At 45.7% G+C, this 20,547-nt stretch carries 18 protein-coding genes; 14 read left to right on the top strand and 4 right to left on the bottom strand.

From position 1 onward, the window contains the following. Positions 1-7 precede the first annotated feature (7 nt). Positions 8-754, bottom strand: coding sequence for a TolC family protein (locus H8S63_RS02330; RefSeq protein ID WP_186925612.1), 747 nt, complete (start codon positions 752-754; stop codon positions 8-10). A 172-nt stretch (positions 755-926) separates the two neighbouring features. Further along, on the bottom strand, positions 927-2,114 hold the full coding sequence (locus H8S63_RS02325; protein WP_186925685.1) for a BamA/TamA family outer membrane protein: 1,188 nt from the start codon (positions 2,112-2,114) through the stop codon (positions 927-929). 267 nt (positions 2,115-2,381) lie between these two features. On the opposite strand from H8S63_RS02325, the gene H8S63_RS02320 reads away from it, so the two are divergent. The 14 genes from H8S63_RS02320 (at position 2,382) to H8S63_RS02255 (ending at position 16,874) form a co-directional block, all read left to right on the top strand. After that, positions 2,382-3,731, top strand: a complete 1,350-nt coding sequence (locus H8S63_RS02320) for a Na(+)-translocating NADH-quinone reductase subunit A (protein ID WP_186925611.1) — start codon at positions 2,382-2,384, stop codon at positions 3,729-3,731. 55 nt (positions 3,732-3,786) lie between these two features. Next, positions 3,787-4,959: an NADH:ubiquinone reductase (Na(+)-transporting) subunit B gene (locus H8S63_RS02315; protein ID WP_186925610.1), complete on the top strand. Its 1,173-nt coding sequence runs from the start codon at positions 3,787-3,789 to the stop codon at positions 4,957-4,959. 13 nt (positions 4,960-4,972) lie between these two features. After that, positions 4,973-5,647 (top strand): Na(+)-translocating NADH-quinone reductase subunit C, encoded by a 675-nt coding sequence (locus H8S63_RS02310; RefSeq protein WP_186925609.1) that lies wholly within the window; start codon positions 4,973-4,975, stop codon positions 5,645-5,647. A 20-nt stretch (positions 5,648-5,667) separates the two neighbouring features. Then, the gene (locus H8S63_RS02305; RefSeq protein WP_007753212.1) at positions 5,668-6,309 is read left to right on the top strand and encodes an NADH:ubiquinone reductase (Na(+)-transporting) subunit D; all 642 of its coding nucleotides are present in this window, start codon (positions 5,668-5,670) and stop codon (positions 6,307-6,309) included. Between the two features lie 30 nt (positions 6,310-6,339). Further along, entirely contained in the window at positions 6,340-6,966 is a 627-nt protein-coding gene (gene nqrE / locus H8S63_RS02300) for an NADH:ubiquinone reductase (Na(+)-transporting) subunit E (RefSeq protein WP_007753211.1), read from the top strand. A gap of 18 nt (positions 6,967-6,984) precedes the next feature. Then, positions 6,985-8,259, top strand: coding sequence for an NADH:ubiquinone reductase (Na(+)-transporting) subunit F (nqrF, locus tag H8S63_RS02295; RefSeq protein WP_007759870.1), 1,275 nt, complete (start codon positions 6,985-6,987; stop codon positions 8,257-8,259). A gap of 122 nt (positions 8,260-8,381) precedes the next feature. Further along, complete coding sequence (locus H8S63_RS02290) at positions 8,382-9,716, top strand: DEAD/DEAH box helicase (protein ID WP_032839586.1); 1,335 nt, start codon at positions 8,382-8,384, stop codon at positions 9,714-9,716. 186 nt (positions 9,717-9,902) lie between these two features. Continuing rightward, on the top strand, positions 9,903-10,970 hold the full coding sequence (serC, locus tag H8S63_RS02285; RefSeq protein WP_007753195.1) for a 3-phosphoserine/phosphohydroxythreonine transaminase: 1,068 nt from the start codon (positions 9,903-9,905) through the stop codon (positions 10,968-10,970). 108 nt (positions 10,971-11,078) lie between these two features. Next, positions 11,079-11,999, top strand: coding sequence for an NAD(P)-dependent oxidoreductase (locus H8S63_RS02280; protein WP_007753186.1), 921 nt, complete (start codon positions 11,079-11,081; stop codon positions 11,997-11,999). An 87-nt stretch (positions 12,000-12,086) separates the two neighbouring features. Next, positions 12,087-13,334, top strand: coding sequence for a DUF1015 domain-containing protein (locus tag H8S63_RS02275; protein WP_186925608.1), 1,248 nt, complete (start codon positions 12,087-12,089; stop codon positions 13,332-13,334). A 234-nt stretch (positions 13,335-13,568) separates the two neighbouring features. Then, positions 13,569-14,186, top strand: a complete 618-nt coding sequence (locus H8S63_RS02270; protein WP_007753183.1) for a YigZ family protein — start codon at positions 13,569-13,571, stop codon at positions 14,184-14,186. A gap of 79 nt (positions 14,187-14,265) precedes the next feature. After that, positions 14,266-15,045 carry a C39 family peptidase gene (locus tag H8S63_RS02265; protein WP_370527594.1) on the top strand — a complete coding sequence of 260 codons (780 nt, stop codon included), beginning with the start codon at positions 14,266-14,268 and terminating at the stop codon, positions 15,043-15,045. A 103-nt stretch (positions 15,046-15,148) separates the two neighbouring features. After that, positions 15,149-16,234, top strand: a complete 1,086-nt coding sequence (locus H8S63_RS02260; protein ID WP_186925606.1) for an HpaII family restriction endonuclease — start codon at positions 15,149-15,151, stop codon at positions 16,232-16,234. 70 nt (positions 16,235-16,304) lie between these two features. Next, the gene (locus tag H8S63_RS02255) at positions 16,305-16,874 is read left to right on the top strand and encodes a nitroreductase (RefSeq protein ID WP_186925605.1); all 570 of its coding nucleotides are present in this window, start codon (positions 16,305-16,307) and stop codon (positions 16,872-16,874) included. A gap of 150 nt (positions 16,875-17,024) precedes the next feature. On the opposite strand, the gene gcvP is transcribed toward H8S63_RS02255, so the two are convergent. Both gcvP and H8S63_RS02245 read right to left on the bottom strand, forming a co-directional pair. Then, positions 17,025-19,874 carry an aminomethyl-transferring glycine dehydrogenase gene (gene gcvP, locus H8S63_RS02250; protein WP_186925604.1) on the bottom strand — a complete coding sequence of 950 codons (2,850 nt, stop codon included), beginning with the start codon at positions 19,872-19,874 and terminating at the stop codon, positions 17,025-17,027. A gap of 20 nt (positions 19,875-19,894) precedes the next feature. After that, positions 19,895-20,533 carry an MBL fold metallo-hydrolase gene (locus tag H8S63_RS02245; RefSeq protein WP_055279521.1) on the bottom strand — a complete coding sequence of 213 codons (639 nt, stop codon included), beginning with the start codon at positions 20,531-20,533 and terminating at the stop codon, positions 19,895-19,897. Positions 20,534-20,547: the final 14 nt, after the last annotated feature.

Raw genomic sequence — 20,547 nt, 5'->3', positions numbered from 1 at the left:
TAGTCTTTTATTTTCGTATAATGGGCGTGCGTGAAATAATTTCAAGCATCATGAGACTCTTGGTTAACTCGAACTTGCTCTTCTCATATGCTTCACGGGCTTGCGACTGCCTTTCCTTGTCTGTCGCCAAGTCGGTGGATTCGATGGTTCCGTTAGCAAAATTCTTTTCGGAAATCTCATATTGCACGTTCGCCAGCACCAGACCCTCGCTTCGCATCTGAAGGACTTTGATCTGTGATGTGGCCATCGCGTACATTTCGATTATGTTCTTCTTGATCTCATCGTATTTGATTTCCCGCTCAAGCTCCGCGCTCTTCAGATTGAGCTTCTGACGGCTGACACGCGCCTTGAGGTCAAACAGGTCGTCCAATGGGATGCTGACTCCCGCTCCTACCGTATATCCGTTCTGGGCTTGGGTGGAGTAGGTGGGGTATGGCTCTACGTAAACGTCTGTATAGGTGGATTCATTGCCGAAAGTACCGTATTGGTAGCTTCCCCGCAGACTGAAGAATCCGAGAAATGCACGCTTTTCTTTCGCCAGCAGCTTGCGCTCTACCGCCGCTTTGACATCTGCCATCTCATAGATGGGATTGTCTTTGGCATTTTCAAACAGGACGGAGAGTGGGGGAAGAGTGATATTGCTGTAATCTTCTTCGCTTAATTGAGTATAATCACTGACCTCTTGCGCAACGATCGGTGTGTTGGAGGTGAATAAAAGGAGTAATCCTAAACAGCTATATATAATTTGTTTCATAAAATAACCCTGTTATTTGCTTCTGCTGTGTTCTGTTGTGACATAGCTTGCGCAAATATAAGGATTAATTTCATTTATGGACAGTCTTTTGTTGTCAATTTTGCATTCTTTCTTGTTAATTTGTGCTAGAAGGACCCTGACATTGGAACTAGAAGGCCTCCGTCACGTTGAACTAGAAGGCCTCCGTCATGTTGAAATAGAACAAATTCTGCTTGTTCACCATGTCTCTTCCCAAGTCGAGACGAACGTTCATGCGGGGCTGGACTTCAATACGCAGGCCGACTCCGAGATTAGGCAGGACGCCTTCTATCTTTCCCGGTGTGGGTCCCATGAATCCGCAGCCTCCCCAAGCCACATATCCTATGTGGCTCAACATCTTTTTGATCCATGTGCTTTTGTCTGTATTTATCATCTGGCGGTATTCAGCCATCATTACATGAGAGGACTTGTCGCGGAACTGTCCCATGTAATAGCCGCGAAGGTCGAAAGGGGTTCCGCTCAATACATATTTCGTCAAAGGAACGTCTCCGAATGCGTTTTTGCTCTGTACGGTCCAGGCGAGAACTTTCCGTTTTCCGACCGTTTTGTATTGACGGTAGTCTATCTCCAGACGGTAAAAATTGTCGTCACCTCCGAAAGCTTTGCTGTACATCATCCCCCGAAAGTCGAGGTAAGTGCCCCGATAGGCATTGGCGGGCACATCGCGTGTGTCGTAGGTCAGCAGGAATCCGAGTCCCGAACTGAAATTGGTGTATCCATGCTCCGTACCGCCTGCTGCGATATACGACGGTTGCTCAATCATTCCCGCCGCCGGTTTGGTAATCTTGTCGTAGTTCAAGTCAACCTGAGGACCTGCGAAGAGATCGCTTTCCCCCAACCGGAACAGAAACCACGGATTCACCTGAATACCGCTGTATCGGTATTCACTCGTATCTTCCCCTCGCGGATAGTCCTTGTTTGTGTTATATCCGATACCGTAGAAGTTTTCGATGGTGTTTTTGTAGGAGAAAGTGCCGAATATGCGGAAACGGTCGCCTTTGAAGAAGAGTTGCGGCTTTGTCATGAGATTGAGCCCTCCGTTGAATATCAACGCGATGGACATGGGTACGACGGAACGTCTCTGGGTGGTGTCGCTCGGATTCATCCGGAACGTCATCAACGCGCTACCGCCCACCAGAAAACCGAAATCGGGTGTGTAGCTGGGACCTCCCAGAATGTTGTAATGCAAATTCCGCTTCGCCACACGCTGGCGGCGTAACTCGCGTTTGGTATCTTTTACCGTCCTTGTACTGTCTGTCTGTGCCAGCATGACACCGATAGGCAACAACGCCATCCATATACCTATTATATATTTCTTCATCTTGTAGAGCTCCGGCTGTTTCATATTCTTTCTTAATTTCAGGATACAAAGAAAACGCTTTTATTCTGATTAGTTTTCATATTCATAGATAATAAATGTAAATTCGCTCTTTTTCTTTGCTTTCGGGAGAAAAGAAAGATGGGGTACGTGTGCGAACACGAAGATAATTACGGAAAAATCTCCGTAATTACTCCCTTTTTTCCTCCCGAATCCCAATCTTATTTATTACTTTTGCGGCAAATTTATGAAACCATTATTTTATATAGCATGGCAAATGTAATAAAGTTACGCAAAGGCCTTGACATAAACCTGAAAGGTAAAGCTGCTGAAACGTACACAACAGTGAAGGAGCCGGGTTTTTACGCCCTCGTGCCCGATGATTTTCCTGGTGTGACACCGAAGGTGGTCGTAAAGGAACAGGAATATGTGATGGCCGGTGGACCCTTGTTTATCGACAAGTATCATCCTGAAATTAAATTTGTTTCGCCCGTGAGCGGCGTAGTGACGAGTGTAGAGCGTGGAGCTCGTCGTAAGGTGTTGAACATCGTGGTAGAAGCTGCTACTGAGCAGGACTACGAGGAATTTGGCAAGAAGAATGTGGCAACGATGGATGCGGAGGCTGTAAAGAACGCTTTGCTGGAAGCCGGTCTTTTCGCATTTATCAGACAACGTCCTTATGACATTATCGCAGATCCGACGGTGACTCCGAAAGGTATCTTCGTTTCTGCTTTCGATACCAACCCGCTGGCACCCGATTTTGAGTTTGCGCTGAAAGGTGAAGAAGCAAATTTCCAGACAGGACTCGATGCGCTCGCCAAACTGGCAAAAACTTATCTGAGTATCAGCGTGAAACAGAATGCTGCCGCTCTGACACAGGTCAAGAACGTTACAATCACCGCATTCGACGGACCGAACCCCGCCGGTAACGTGGGCGTTCAGATCAACCATCTCGACCCTGTCTCTAAGGGAGAAACGGTATGGACTATTGATCCGCAAGCTGTTATCTTCATCGGCCGTCTTTTCAATACCGGTCGTGTGGATTTCACCCGTACGGTGGCAGTGACAGGTTCCGAAGTGCTGAAACCTGCTTACTGCAAACTTCAGGTAGGGGCGCTGCTCACCAACGTGTTTGCCGGCAATGTCACTAAGGACAAGGACTTGCGCTATATCAGCGGTAATGTGCTGACTGGAAAGCAAGTGTCTCCGAACGGATTCTTGGGAGCGTTCCATAGCCAGTTGACGGTGATTCCCGAAGGGGATGATATTCATGAAATGCTCGGATGGATCATGCCGCGTTTCAATCAGTTCAGCGCCAACCGCTCATATTTCAGTTGGCTGATGGGCAAGAAGGAGTATACATTGGATGCCCGCGTGAAAGGTGGCGAACGCCATATGATCATGTCCGGTGAGTACGACAAGGTATTACCGATGGATATCCTGCCCGAATTTCTGATTAAGGCTATCATCGCCGGTGATATCGACCGTATGGAAGCGCTTGGTATCTACGAAGTAGCACCCGAAGATTTCGCTCTCTGCGAATTCGTCTGCTCTTCGAAGATGGAGCTGCAACGCATCGTTCGTGCCGGACTCGATATGCTGCGAGCTGAAATGGCATAATCGCCCGACTGTCGGCAAATAGTAAATTGTAAATAGTAAAATAGTAAATATATTAATGAAAGCGTTAAGAAATTATCTCGATAAGATAAAGCCGAACTTTGAAGAAGGCGGCAAATTCCACGCATTCCAGTCGGTGTTCGACGGCTTCGAAACATTCCTGTTCGTGCCCAGCAAGACTGCGAAAACGGGAACGCACATACACGACGCGATCGATAGCAAACGCATCATGTCGATTGTGGTTATTTCGTTAATACCGGCTCTCTTGTTCGGTATGTACAACGTAGGTTATCAGCATTTCACTCACACGGGCGCTACCGGTGGTTTCTTTGAGATGTTTATCTACGGATTCCTGGCAGTGTTGCCGAAAATTATCGTATCATACGTGGTAGGTCTGGGTATTGAGTTCGTTGTGGCTCAATGGAAGAAGGAGGAGATTCAGGAAGGATTCCTCGTTTCCGGTATCCTGATCCCGATGATCGTTCCGGTGGACTGTCCGCTGTGGATTCTTGCCGTAGCTACCGCATTCTCTGTGATCTTCGCAAAAGAGGTTTTCGGTGGTACAGGTATGAATATCTTTAATGTGGCATTGATCACTCGCGCATTCCTGTTCTTCGCATATCCGACCAAGATGTCCGGTGATGCCGTTTGGGTATCGGGCGACAGTATCTTCGGTTTGGGACAGACGGTGGATGGATTGACGGTTGCCACTCCGCTCGGTGTGGCCGCTACGACAGGCGCTGCTCCTGAGTTCAGTATGGACATGGTGACAGGGCTGATTCCCGGTTCGATCGGTGAAACCAGTGTGATCGCTATTCTGATTGGTGCGGTTATCTTGCTTTGGACAGGCGTTGCTAGTTGGAAGACAATGATTTCCGTATTTGTAGGTGGCGCGTTCATGGCATGGGTATTCAACGCGATCGGCATGGAAGGCAATGCTATGGCAAATATGCCGTGGTACGAACATCTTGTGCTCGGCGGTTTCTGTTTCGGTGCCGTATTTATGGCTACCGACCCCGTAACGTCCGCACGTACTGAAAAAGGCAAGTATATCTTCGGATTCCTCATCGGTGTGATGGCTGTTGTCATCCGTGTGCTGAATCCGGGTTATCCGGAAGGTATGATGCTCGCCATCCTGTTGATGAACATCTTCGCTCCGTTGATCGACTACTGTGTGGTACAGGGCAATATCAGCCGTCGTGAAAAACGTGCTATCAAGTCTAACCAATAAATACCGAATGAAAATGAATACAAATAGTAACAGTTATACTATCATTTATGCTTCGGTAATGGTTATTATCGTTGCATTCCTTCTGGCATTCGTCAGCTCTTCGCTGAAGGCTACGCAAGACAAGAATGTACAGTTGGATACGAAGAAGCAGATTCTTGCCGCATTGAATATTAAGAATGTGGAGGATGCGGATGCTGAATATAAGAAATATGTGAAAGGCGATATGCTGATGAACGTTGACGGTACGTTGACCGAAAACACAGGAGACTTCGTTACGAACTACGAGAAAGAAGCGAAAGAGGAAAAACGTCTTCATGTGTTTGTTTGCGAAGTGGACGGACAGACGAAATATGTAGTTCCTGTTTACGGTGCAGGTCTTTGGGGCGCTATCTGGGGATATGTCGCACTGAATGAGGATAAGGATACTGTATACGGTACTTACTTCTCTCATGCGAGTGAGACTCCGGGTCTGGGCGCTGAGATCGCTACCGACTGGTTCCAACAGGAATTTGTAGGTAAGAAAACATTGGAGAATGGTACTGTTGCCTTAAGCGTGGTGAAACACGGCAAGGTAGAGAAAGCCGACTATCAGGTGGACGGTATCTCCGGTGGTACAATCACTTCGGTAGGTGTGGACACTATGCTGAAAGAGTGTTTGAAAGAGTACGTGAATTTTTTAACTAAATAATAAGGAGGAGAAAATAGAATATGGGACAATTGTTTTCAAAGAAGAATAAAGAAGTATTCTCTGCTCCGTTGGGAATAGATAACCCGGTAACCGTACAGGTGCTCGGTATCTGTTCCGCACTTGCCGTTACCGCAAAACTGGAGCCTGCTATTGTAATGGGACTTTCGGTTACGGTTATTACGGCGTTTTCTAACGTGGTGATTTCATTGTTGCGCAAAACCATTCCTAACCGTATCCGTATCATCGTTCAGTTGGTTGTGGTAGCTGCGTTGGTGACTATCGTAAGTGAGATTCTGAAAGCATTTGCATACGATGTAAGCGTGCAGCTTTCTGTATATGTAGGTCTGATCATTACCAACTGTATCCTGATGGGACGCCTGGAAGCATTTGCCATGCAGAACGGCCCGTGGGAATCTTTCCTGGATGGTGTAGGTAACGGATTGGGTTACGCCAAGATTCTTGTTATCGTCGCGTTCTTCCGCGAACTGCTGGGTTCGGGAACATTGCTCGGTTTCAACATCTTGAACTACGAGCCTATTCAGAAAATCGGATACGTGAACAACGGTCTGATGTTGATGCCTCCGATGGCGCTGATTATCGTCGCTTGCATTATCTGGTACCAACGTTCACGTCACAAAGAACTGCAGGAAGAAAGTAATTAATTCTTCATTCTTAATTCTTAATTAAAAGATATGGAACATTTATTAAGCTTATTCGTCCGCTCTATCTTTGTGGACAACATGATATTCGCGTTCTTCTTGGGTATGTGTTCATACCTGGCTGTATCGAAGAATGTGAAGACTGCCGTAGGACTGGGTATCGCCGTGACTTTCGTGTTGCTGGTGACGCTTCCGGTCAACTATCTGTTGCAGACTAAGGTGCTGGCTGCCAACGCTATTATCGAAGGTGTCGACCTTAGTTTCTTGAGTTTTATTCTTTTCATTGCCGTTATTGCCGGTATCGTGCAATTGGTGGAGATGGTGGTGGAACGTTTCAGCCCTTCGCTCTACGCTTCATTGGGTATCTTCCTCCCGCTGATTGCCGTTAACTGTGCTATCATGGGTGCTTCTCTGTTTATGCAACAACGTATCAACCTAGGTCCGAGCGATCCGAAATATATCGGTGACATCTGGGATGCTATCTCATACGCGCTGGGTTCGGGTATCGGTTGGTTGCTGGCTATCGTTGGTCTGGCTGCTATCCGTGAAAAGATGGCTTACTCTGATGTGCCTGCTCCGTTGAAGGGCTTGGGTATCACATTTATCACAGTAGGTCTGATGGCAATCGCATTTATGTGTTTCTCTGGTTTGAACATCTAAAAAGAAAGGAATAAGACAATGGATATGAATTTAATATTAGCGAGCATTGGGGTATTCCTTGTGGTTATTCTCTTGCTTGTGGTTATCCTGTTGGTTGCCAAGAACTTCCTGGTGCCTTCAGGTGACGTGAAACTGACAATTAATGGCGAAAAGGAACTGGAGGTGGCTTCCGGCTCTACTTTGCTGAATACGCTGTCTGTGAATGGTATATTCCTGTCATCCGCTTGTGGTGGTAAGGGGTCTTGCGGACAGTGCAAATGCCAGGTGCTCGAAGGTGGTGGAGAGATCCTTCCTTCGGAAATTCCTCACTTCAGCCGCAAACAGCAGCAAGATCATTGGCGTCTGGGCTGCCAGGTGAAAGTGAAAGGGGATATGTCTATCAAGATTGATGAGTCTATACTTGGCGTAAAAGAGTGGGAGTGCGAGGTTATCTCCAACAAGAACGTGGCTACATTTATCAAAGAGTTTATCGTTGCTTTGCCTAAGGGCGAACACATGGACTTTATTCCGGGTTCTTACGCGCAGATCAAGATTCCTAAATTCTCAATGGACTATGACAAGGATATTGATAAGAGTCTGATCGGTGACGAATACTTGCCTGCATGGGAGAAATTCGGCCTGATGGGATTGAAATGTAGAAATGACGAAGAGACGATTCGTGCCTATTCTATGGCGAACTATCCTGCCGAAGGTGACCGTATCATGTTGACAGTACGTATCGCTACTCCTCCGTTCAAACCGAAAGATCAGGGACCTGGATTTATGGATGTGATGCCGGGTATCGCTTCTTCTTATATCTTTACCCTGAAACCGGGTGACAAGGTAATCATGAGTGGTCCTTACGGAGACTTCCACCCGATCTTCAATTCCGACAAGGAAATGATGTGGATCGGTGGTGGTGCCGGTATGGCTCCGTTGCGTGCGCAAATCATGCACTTGACGAAGACGTTGCATACTACCGACCGCAAGATGTCTTACTTCTATGGTGCCCGTGCCTTGAACGAAGTGTTCTACTTGGAAGACTTCCTGCAAATCGAAAAGGATTTCCCGAACTTCTCATTCCATCTGGCACTTGACCGTCCGGATCCTGCTGCCGACGCCGCAGGTGTGAAGTATACCCCGGGATTCGTTCATAATGTGATTTATGAAACTTACTTGAAGAATCACGAAGCTCCTGAAGATATTGAATACTATATGTGTGGTCCTGGCCCGATGTCGAAAGCCGTTGAGAAAATGCTCGACGATCTCGGTGTTCCGGCACAGAACTTGATGTTCGATAACTTCGGAGGATAGTATCTGAGAAGTGTCAAACCGGTCGGCAGGACGATCGGCGGATAATATAAGACAGAGCGGGAAATCTGAAAAAGCCGATGTGCTTCTCAGATTTCCCGCTTCTTTTTCGTATCTTTGTCGCCATGTTAGAGAAAAATGAAATTATACAGTCAGCCCTTCACAACCTGAAGATTGAAGAGTTGAATCCGATGCAGGAAGCGTCACTGGAACAGGCTACCGGAAGGAAAGACGTTATCTTGTTGTCGCCGACCGGCTCGGGAAAGACACTTGCCTATTTGTTGCCTTTATTGCTCACACTGAAACCTGGCAATGACAATGTACAGGTTTTGATTCTGGTTCCTTCACGTGAGCTGGCTCTGCAGATTGATAGTGTATTTAAGGCAATGGGAACTGCTTGGAAGACCTGTTGTTGCTATGGCGGACATCCTATCGCGGAAGAAAAGAAGAGTATATCAGGCAATCATCCCGCTATTATTATCGGTACTCCGGGACGTATTACCGACCATCTGTCTAAAGGAAATTTCAATCCCGAAACGATTGAAACTTTGATCATCGATGAATTCGATAAATCATTAGAATTCGGTTTCCATGATGAGATGGCGGAGATTATCACGCAACTGCCCGGACTGAAAAAGCGGATGTTGCTTTCTGCAACCGACGCAGAAGAGATCCCGGAATTTACAGGGCTGAACCGTACAGTCAGACTGAACTTCTTGCCGGACGCTGCCGACGAACAGGAGTCCCGTTTGAAATTGATGAAAGTATTTTCTCCGGCAAAAGATAAAGTTGATACTTTATACAATCTGCTTTGCACATTGGGAAGCAGTTCGAGCATTGTTTTCTGCAATCATCGGGATGCGGTGGATCGTGTGCAAAAACTGCTGGCAGATAAGAAACTGTTTGCCGAGCGTTTTCATGGCGGTATGGAACAACCGGATCGTGAGCGGGCATTATATAAGTTCCGTAACGGCAGTTGCCACGTGTTGATATCTACCGACTTGGCTGCCCGTGGACTGGATATTCCGGAGATTGAGCACATCATCCACTATCACTTGCCCGTGAATGAGGAAGCCTTTACGCATCGGAACGGGCGTACGGCACGTTGGGACGCTACCGGAACTTCTTATTTGATTCTTCATGCCGAAGAGAAACTCCCTGCCTATATCCCGGAAGATATGGAAACCGTCGCACTGCCGGAAAATCCACCCCGTCCGCCCAAATCTGTTTGGAGTACTATATATATAGGTAAGGGCAAGAAGGAAAAACTAAGCAAAATGGACATTGCCGGATTCTTGTATAAGAAAGGTAATCTGACTCGTGAAGATGTAGGAGCGATAGATGTGAAAGAGCATTATGCTTTTGTCGCTGTCCGGCGTGCAAAGGTCAAACAACTCCTGAATCTGATTCAAGGCGAGAAGATAAAAGGTATGAAAACCATTATTGAGGAGGCAAAGTAGGATAGGTTGACATCTACGGATAACAATATGGTGTATATATCCTGTATAAACCAATAAAAAGAAAGGAAAATCTGCTTTAAAACAGTATTTTTATAAGGAAAGATTTGTGCGGCGGAAATAAATTCGTAAATTCGCAAGGTCAAAAGACAAAAGTAACGAAATTGTTAAACCAAAAACAAACTTCAAATGAAAAAGCATAATTTCAATGCAGGACCTTCCATTCTTCCGCGTGAGGTGATAGAGGATACAGCGAAGGCTATTTTAGATTTCAACGGCTCTGGTCTCTCTTTGATGGAAATCAGCCACCGCGCCAAAGACTTCCAACCTGTGGTTGACGAAGCAGAGGCATTATTCAAGGAATTACTTAATATCCCCGAAGGCTATTCGGTACTGTTCCTGGGTGGAGGTGCTAGTATGGAGTTCTGCATGGTTCCTTATAACTTCCTGGAAAAAAAGGCTGCTTATCTGAACACAGGCGTATGGGCTAAAAAAGCGATGAAAGAAGCTAAAGGATTTGGTGAAGTTGTAGAAGTTGCTTCCTCTGCTGAAGCTACATATACTTATATCCCCAAAGACTATACAATCCCGGCAGATGCAGATTATTTCCACATTACTACTAACAACACCATTTACGGTACGGAATTAAAGAAAGATCTTGATTCTCCGGTTCCTATGGTTGCCGATATGTCTTCTGACATTTTCTCACGTCCGATCGACGTTTCCAAATATATCTGTATTTATGGTGGTGCACAGAAGAACCTGGCTCCTGCCGGTGTGACATTCGTAATTGTGAAGAATGACGCTGTGGGAAAAGTTTCCCGCTACATCCCGACAATGTTGAATTATCAGACTCACATTGATGGCGGTTCTATGTTCAATACTCCTCCTGTTGTGCCTATCTACGCTGCATTGCTGACTTTGCGCTGGATCAAAGCACAGGGTGGTGTGAAAGAAATGGAACGTCGTGCTATCGAAAAAGCTGATATGTTGTATGCAGAAATCGACCGTAACAAAATGTTCGTGGGTACTGCCGCTAAGGAAGACCGTTCACGCATGAATATCTGTTTCGTAATGGCTCCCGAATACAAAGACCTCGAAGCCGACTTCTTGAAGTTTGCTACTGAAAAAGGTATGGTAGGTATCAAGGGACACCGTTCGGTAGGTGGTTTCCGCGCATCTTGCTATAACGCTATGCCGAAAGAAAGCGTGCAGGCATTGATCGATTGTATGCAGGAATTTGAGAAACTTCATTAATATATTATTTTCACCACAGATTACACGGATTGGCACAGATTTCTAAGGTTCTATAATCTGTGGAAATCTGCGTAATCTGTGGTGAGCCTTTATAAATAGAATCAGAATATGAAAGTACTTGTAGCTACTGAGAAACCGTTTGCTAAAGTGGCAGTAGACGGTATTCGTAAAGAAATAGAAGCAGCCGGATACGAGCTTGCTTTACTTGAGAAATATACAGATAAAGCCCAGTTGCTGGATGCAGTGAAAGATGCGAATGCCATTATTATCCGTAGTGATATCATTGACGCGGAAGTGCTTGATGCCGCTAAAGAACTGAAGATTGTAGTTCGTGCCGGTGCTGGCTACGATAACGTGGATTTGGCCGCTGCCACTGCCCACAATGTATGTGTGATGAACACTCCGGGACAGAACTCGAATGCTGTTGCCGAACTGGCTTTGGGTATGATGGTATATGCTGTCCGCAACTTCTACAACGGTACTTCCGGTACAGAATTGATGGGTAAGAAACTGGGTATTCACGCTTATGGAAACGTAGGCCGTAACGTAGCCCGCATTGCCAAAGGTTTTGGAATGGAAGTGTATGCTTACGATGCATTCTGCCCGAAAGAAGTAATCGAGAAAGACGGTGTGAAAGCGCTGGATTCTGCAGAAGAACTCTATAAGACTTGCCAAGTAGTGTCATTGCATATCCCTGCAACTGCCGAAACGAAGAATTCTATCAATTATGCTCTGTTGAAGGACATGCCGAAAGGTGCGATGTTGGTCAATACTGCCCGTAAGGAAGTTATCAATGAGGCTGAGCTGATTAAATTGATGGAGGAACGTGCCGACTTCAAATATATCACAGATATTATGCCTGCCGCTAATGCGGAATTTGCAGAGAAGTTTGCCGGACGTTATTTCTCTACTCCGAAGAAGATGGGAGCGCAGACGGCCGAAGCCAATATCAATGCCGGTATTGCTGCCGCTAAACAGATTGTAGGCTTCTTGAAGGACGGTTGCGAAAAATTCCGTGTGAATAAATAATATTTCATAGAAATAAATAGTATATTTGAGCCACAGATTTTAAATAAGTCTGTGGCTTTTATTTTTTACATCTAAAATACTAATATCATGGCAATAATTAAACCTTTTAAGGGCATTCGTCCTCCGCAAGACCTGGTAGAGCAGGTCGCTTCACGTCCTTACGACGTATTGAACTCCGAAGAGGCCCGCGTAGAAGCGGAAGGTAACGAAAAGTCTCTTTATCATATCATTAAACCGGAGATTGATTTCCCGATAGGTACAGACGAGCATGATGAGCGTGTGTATGCCAAAGCTGCAGAAAATTTCCAACTGTTCCAGGATAAAGGCTGGTTGGTGCAGGATGGCAAGGAAAACTATTATATTTACGCCCAGACCATGAACGGGAAAACCCAATACGGATTGGTAGTCGGCGCATACGTTCCCGATTATATGAATGGGGTGATTAAAAAGCATGAACTTACCCGCCGTGACAAAGAGGAAGACCGTATGAAGCACGTTCGTGTGAATAATGCCAACATCGAGCCTGTTTTCTTCGCTTATCCTGATAATGACAAGTTGGATGCAATCATCAAGAAGTATACGGCAGAAAAACCTGTCTACGACTTCATCGCTCCGGGTGACGGCTTCGGTCATACTTTCTGGATTGTTGACCGGGAGGAAGACATTGCCCTTATTACCGAAGAATTTGCTAAAATGCCGGCTCTTTATATTGCCGACGGTCATCATCGTTCTGCCGCCGCCGCATTGGTCGGTGCAGAAAAGGCGAAACAGAATCCTAACCATCGTGGCGACGAAGAGTACAACTACTTTATGGCTGTCTGTTTCCCTGCCAACCAACTGACCATTATAGATTACAATCGTGTAGTGAAAGATCTTAACGGGTTGACTCCCGGACAATTCCTTGATGCGTTAGGCAAAAACTTTATCGTAGAAGAAAAAGGGACAGATATCTACAAGCCTTCCGGTTTGCATAATTTCTCTCTTTATCTGGATAGCAAATGGTACAGCTTGACAGCTAAAGCAGGCACATATAATGACAATGATCCTATCGGTGTGCTGGACGTTACTATCTCTTCCAATTTGATTTTAGATGAGATTTTGGGAATCAAGGATTTACGCTCGGATAAACGCATCGACTTTGTGGGGGGTATCCGTGGCTTGGGAGAGCTCAAGAAGCGTGTGGATAGCGGTGAAATGAAAGTGGCTTTGGCGCTTTATCCCGTATCCATGAAACAGTTGATGGACATTGCCGATACTGGTAATATCATGCCGCCGAAAACCACTTGGTTTGAACCCAAACTCCGTTCGGGACTTGTGATTCATAAGTTGGATTAATAACTGTCATCTTATAACAAGAGCTGATATCTTATAAAATTGAGCGGTCGATCTGTTGCAATCATACGGTTAATTGCGTCAGACCGACCGCTTGTTTCGATGAAAAAGAGCGGTTGTTTATAGCGAAACGACTGCTCCTTTGTGTCACATTAACCGTATATTTGTGGCAAACGTATCATTTAATATTTCCAAACGACAGATGGTATTTTCCGTGTAAAGCCGTATCTTTGCAACATGACTGCTGAAGATACTTATAAAACCATCTCCGAACCCTCTGAAGGTATTTATACGGAAAAGCGAAGCAAGTTTATCGCTATCGCTCTTCCTGTGCGTAGCCTTGATGAAATAAAGGCGCATCTTGAAACGTATCAGAAGAAATACTATGATGCGCGCCATGTGTGTTATGCCTATATGCTCGGAGCAGCACGCAAGGATTTTCGGGCCAATGATAACGGAGAGCCTTCGGGCACTGCGGGAAAACCGATTCTCGGACAAATCAATTCGAACGAGTTGACAGATATATTGATCATTGTAGTCCGTTATTTCGGTGGAATCAAGTTGGGCACAAGCGGATTGATTGTAGCTTACAAGGCTGCTGCTGCCGAAGCCATTGCTGCCGCTACAATCATAGAAAAAACGGTGGACGAGGAAGTGACTGTTATGTTTGAGTATCCTTTTATGAATGATATAATGCGTATCGTGAAGGAAGAAGAACCGGAAATACTCAATCAGTCGTATGATATGGATTGCAGTATGACATTGCGCATTCGTCGTTCGATGATGGCGAAACTGCGTGCCCGGCTGGAAAAGGTAGAAACGGCTCGGATTTTGGATGAAGAAGAAAATCATTGAATGGAAAAGTGCCAGTTAATATACTGAAAGTAGAATAGGAGAGAAAGAGAAATTGAACCGGATGAGAAAGAAATACTACATGATATCGAGATTACTTTTGGTTTTTCTTGTGTGGAACGGTGTACAAGCCTATGCACAGGAAGCTCAAAAGTTCGCTCCCAACAACATTCCTGTTCCTTGGTATTCGCAGAAAATAGCGGGATACCCTTATTCGCATTGTTCTCTGGCTTCCTCGTTAATGGTCTTTGATTATTTTAAAGGGATGACAGCTGATACGCAACGCACAGCTCAGGATGCAGAACAGAAACTGATTGAATATCAGCGGAATTACTTTCTGAAAAAGCGTGCTCCTTTCCGTCGTCGCACTTCGATAGGGCAAGGAGGATACTATTCTTTTGAAATTGATTCTTTGGCACGCTATTATGAAAACATGATAAGTGCCGAACATTTCCAGCAGAAAGATTATCGGATATTGAAAGATTATATCGATCGTGGTATACCTGTGCTTGTGAATGTGAGATATACAGGTGCGGTTCGTGGTTTGCGTCCCGGTCCGAGAGGACATTGGATGGTACTTCGCGGTATTGATGACAAATATGTGTGGGTGAATGATCCCGGACGTTCACCGGAGATGCGGAGCAAAGGGGAAAACATCTGTTATCCTATTAAGAAACAGCCGGGCAATCCTTCTTATTTTGATGGTTGCTGGACGGGACGATTTATCGTAGTCACTCCCGGAGAATGGATACGGAACTCCCTGTTTGCACAAGTCGGCAAGCTCCCTCCGTTGGAAGAGGTGACTTATATCCTTCCTCCGGTTGTGCCGTCTGCAATTTTGCCGCAGGTTATCAATCAGTAGGAGTTGCTTATAGCCTATATATAATAAGGAAGATAGCAGTCGCAGAGATAGGATAAAATTAGATTAAGATAAAAACAGTTGTAGCAAAATAAAGAAAAAATATATGGCATTCGAAGCAACTAAAAAAGAATGGTGTGAACTTTATACTTTCTTCCGTTTGTTGGCGGACGGGAGAGTAGCGTTAGGCACGGCGGAAGCAAAGACAGGAGATATATTCTGGCCTGTTGCAATGATTCAGAGGGAAGAGCACGACGGGACACGTCGGTATTATATTGAGGAAGAGACGATTCGCATAGAAGGGGAAACAGGAGTTAAAACTATGTCTCGTGAAGATTTCGGTATCGTAGCGGACTTGATACTGAAAGCGGTTAAATCCTCTTCGGAAAACGATGTGACCTCTCCGGATGGGGTAGAGGAGTTTCTGGATGAAGCGGCTATCTTCGACTTGGAGGCAAAAACGGAGGATCGCACCGATTTCTCTATTGCATTCTGGCATTCGGAAGCGCCTTTGAGAGGATTTAATGTCCGTTCGCGGTTGAGTGCCATGAATCCATTGTTGGATGGAGGGCGTGCGGCGAATCTTAAGCTGGAGCAGACCGGGATTAAATTTGCCACTCCGACAGTAAACAAGATCAATGCTTTGCCGGAGAGCCCTAATGAAGTTGCCGAGCGTATGATGATGATCGAACGTTTGGGAGGAGTACTTAAATATTCGGATGTGGCCGACCGTGTATTTCGTAGCAATCTTTTGATGATTGATTTGCATTTCCCGCGTGTACTGACAGAGATGGTTCGTATTATGCACCTTGACGGCATATCGCGTGTGAGTGAGTTGACGGAGATTATCAAACAAATGAATCCGCTGAAGATCAAGGATGAGCTGATAAACAAGCATAAGTTCTATGAATTTAAAATAAAGCAATTTCTGATGGCACTGGCATTGGGAATGCGTCCTGCAAAGATTTATACCGGGCTGGATTCGGCAGTGGAAGGTATTCTGCTGGTAGATGGTAATGGAGATGTGCTTTGCTACCATAAATCCGAGAAACAAGTGATGGAAGATTTCTTGTTTCTGAATACTCGCTTCGAAAAAGGATCTTTGGAGAAGGATAAATACGGATTTTTGGAGAGGGAGAATGGGGTCTATTATTTCAAACTAAACGCAAAGATCGGATTGGTCAAACGGTAGGAAAAAGTACAAAGTATTGAGACTGTCAAACTAATAATGATGATATACTTATATAAAACACTTGTCGCCCATGAAAACAAATGAAGTTTTAGAAAACATCAAGGCGCGCCGTAGCGTGCGTGCTTATACGGAGCAACAAGTTCCGGAAGAAGATTTGCGGACAATCCTGGAGGCTGCAACGTATGCTCCGAGTGGAATGCATTTGGAAACATGGCATTTCACTGCTATTCAGAATGTCAGTAAACTGGCAGAACTAAATGAACGCATAAAAGGAGCTTTTGCTAAAAGTGATGATGTCCGTTTGCAGGAACGTGCCCGCAATAAGGCTTATTGCTGTTACTATCATGCCCCGACTTTGGTAATCGTTTCTAACGAACCTACTCAATGGTGGGCGGGTATGGATTGCGCTTGTGCAATAGAGAATATGTTTTTGGCTGCACAGTCTTTAGGTATCGGCTCTTGTTGGATCAATCAGTTAGGTACGACTTGTGATGATCCCGGAGTACGTGAATTTATCACTGCATTGGGAGTACCGGTTAGTCATAAAGTATACGGCTGTGTCGCGTTAGGATATGGCGATCCGAAGATTTCAATGAAAGAGAAGAAGGTAAAAGCGGATACCGTAACTATTGTTAAGTAGAAATCATACTTTCAGATTTACACTTGGACTTATCTTCTATGTCACAAAGCATAAGCCTTGGGGAAATCAATGTTTCTCCAAGGCTTCAGTTTGTTTGCCCCCTTGGCTTATAGAAATAAGCCCACGCCTCAAGGAATGTGAGCCCCGGGCTTACTCAAAGGTATCATAGCGAGTGGGTAGCAACTTACGGTCTCCCAATGTGTTGTCTACACGTGCTACATTTGCCCAGAATTTATTATCGCGTACACTCTCTATCGGATAAGCTGCCTTCTCACGTGTGTAGGAATGTTCCCAACAGTCATTCACAACCTCGTATTCCGGATGCGGCGCGTTAGCCAATACATTATCGTTCTTGTCCGCTTCGCCATTCTTCACTTCCTGAATCTCTTTCCAGATATTCAGCATGACAGCTACGAAGTTATCCAATTCCGCCAAACTCTCGCTTTCCGTAGGTTCAATCATCAATGTGCCGTGAACAGGGAATGAGAGGGTAGGGGCATGATAACCGTAGTCCATCAAACGCTTGGCGATGTCATTTTCGGAGATACCTGTCTCTTCGTACACTTTGCGGCATTCCAGAATCATCTCATGACCAACAAAACCATTTGCTCCACGATAGACAATGCCGTATGTATCTTTCAGACAGGCAGCCAGATAGTTGGCGTTCAAGATCGCTATTTTTGTAGCTTGGGTGAGTCCTTCCGTACCCATCATCCGGATATATCCGTATGTAATGGGGAGAATACCCGCACTACCGAACGGAGCGGACGATACCTGATTCTGTGTATTGCCGAAGATACCGTGTCCGGGCAGGAAAGGAACCAGATGTTCCGCTACACAGATAGGACCTACTCCCGGACCTCCGCCACCGTGTGGTGAGGCGAATGTCTTATGAAGATTCAAGTGGCAGACATCCGCACCGATGAATCCCGGATTAGTCAATCCCACTTGCGCGTTCATATTGGCTCCATCCATATATACTTGCGCTCCGCAAGCATGGATAATGTCGCAGATCTCTTTTATTTCCGTTTCAAATATACCGTGGGTGGAGGGATAAGTGATCATCAGCGCAGCCAATTCCTCCTTGTTCTCTTCGGCTTTGGTACGTAAGTCATCCATCTTCACATTTCCGTGCTCGTCGCACGCGCAGGTGATTGTTGTAAATCCCGCCTGGATAGCCGATGCAGGATTCGTTCCATGAGCCGATGCGGGTATCAATATCTTGTTCCGGTGTCCTTGACCTATACTTTCCAGATAGGCACGAATAACGCGAAGGCCCGTATATTCTCCCGCAGCCCCCGAATTCGGTTGTAGGCTGACACCGGCGAAGCCGGTAATAATCTTCAAGTCGTCACTCAAATTCCTTATAAGTTCACGATACCCTTCCGCCTGGTCTTCCGGAACTAACGGATGCATTCCCATAAACTCGGAACGGCTTAAAGGCAACATTTCTGCGGCTGCATTCAGCTTCATGGTGCATGATCCGAGAGAGATCATGGATTGCGCCAATGAGATATCCTTTCGATCCAAGCGTTTGATATAACGCATCATTTCCGTTTCCGTATGATATTTTCTGAACACTTCATGGGTAAGGAAAGGAGTCGTACGTTTCAAGGCTTTGCTGATCGTACTTCTTTCCGGGATGTCGTCTACCTTCTGATAGTCCTTTCCGGAGGCAATGGCGAAAATGGAAAGCAGCACATTAACGGCTGCAATGTCCGTTGTTTCGTCAATACTGAAACCTACGTCTCCGTTCTCGTAATACCTCAGATTAACTTCCTTGCTAAGAGCAATCGTGCGAATCTGTTGTGCGGAAACGTGTTCGGGCAATTCAAAACGCAGTGTGTCGAAATATTGTGCATTTACTTGCGTGTAACCGAATTTCTTCAGTTGCTTGTCGAGAAACACTGTGATACTGTGGATGCGGGAGGCAATGGTCGAAATTCCTTCCTGTCCGTGGTAGACTGCATAGAAGCCTGCCATTGTGGCCAGCAGAGCCTGTGCCGTGCATATATTTGAGGTCGCTTTTTCACGTTTGATGTGCTGTTCGCGAGTCTGCAATGCCATCCGGTAACAGAGTTTTCCATATTTATCTTTAGACCATCCGATGATTCGTCCCGGCATATTCCGCTTATACTCATCCCGTGTGGCGAAGTAGGCTGCAGACGGACCGCCATAGAACATGGGCGTACCTAAACGTTGCGTTGTTCCAAACACGATGTCCGCTCCCCATTCTCCCGGAGGAGTCAGCAGGGCAAGGCTCAGAATATCGGCAGCAACAGCCACTTTGCATTCTGCCGTATGCGCTTTCTCTGTGAATGCGGCATAGTCTTCCACATTTCCGTTGGAATTGGGATATTGCAAGAGGCAGGCGAATATTTCCGGTGAAGGTTCGAACTCTTTATATTTGCCGACACGCAGTTCGATACCTTGAGGAACGGCACGTGTTGTCATAACAGCCAATGTCTGCGGGAAAATATTTTCGTCCACAAAGACTACATTGGCGCCGGACTTTTGTTGTGCGCGTGAGCGGAGGGCATACATCATACTTACGGCTTCGGCAGCGGCAGTACCTTCGTCGAGCAATGAGCAGTTGGCTAGCGGCATGGCGGTGAGGTCACATACGGCAGTCTGAAAGTTCATCAGTGCTTCCAGACGTCCCTGTGATACTTCCGTCTGATAAGGAGTATAAGAGGTGTACCACACCGGATTCTCGAATACATTCCGTTGAATGACGGCAGGAGTAATCGTATTATACCAACCCAATCCAATATAGGTCGTATAAAGTTTGTTTTTACCAGCCAATGTGGCTATGTGTTTTCCAAATTCGTATTCCGTCAACGGACTAGTCAATGCAAGCGGTTCTTTCAGCCGGATATTGGCAGGAATTGTTTTGTCAATAAGTTCGTCTAATGATTCTACACCAATCTTGCGAAGCATTACGGCTGTGTCTTGTTCATTGATGCCGATGTGACGGCTAGCTAACAAATCGGTTTTCATAATTTGTGGGGGATTATATTTTATCTAAAAAAAGGGTTTTCTGCTTTTTCCATTCCGATGGTCGTAGGAGCACCGTGTCCCGGATATACGACGGTTTCGTTAGGGAGTACGAACAGACGGCTGCAAATGTGCTCTATCAGTTCGTCGAAGTTACCTCCTGTAAGGTCTGCACGTCCGATACTGCCTTGAAACAGGACATCACCGGAAAACATACAGTTCTCTTCTTTGCAATAGTACACCAGACTGCCGGGAGAATGGCCGGGCACATGGATTGCTTCCAGTTGGGTATGTCCGAAGGTGATAATATCTCCATCATGCAAGTATTTGCCCAATGGCACAGGGGCTTCCTGCAACTGAAAACCAAACATCCTACTTTGCTTCGGTGCTTCGTCGATCCAATATTCATCCGCTTTGTTTGCTTCTGCCGACAGACCGAACTCTTTGAGCATGAACGGGTTTCCGAAAATGTGATCCAAGTGTAGATGAGTATTCAGCAGATGTTTCACGTTCAGTTCATTTGATAGAATGAATTTTTTTAGTACCTGCTTTTCTTCTTCGTAAAAGCAGCCCGGATCGATTACAACCGCTTCCTTTGTTTCATCCCATAAAACATAACAGTTTACGGGAAACATATTAAACTCAAATCTCTTTATTTTCATGGTTCTCTATGATT

Source organism: Bacteroides sp. NSJ-39 (assembly GCF_014287315.1).
Lineage (GTDB): Bacteria > Bacteroidota > Bacteroidia > Bacteroidales > Bacteroidaceae > Bacteroides > Bacteroides finegoldii.
Note: the sequence above shows the minus strand (reverse complement) of the source record. Positions and strands in the feature narration are given on the sequence as shown.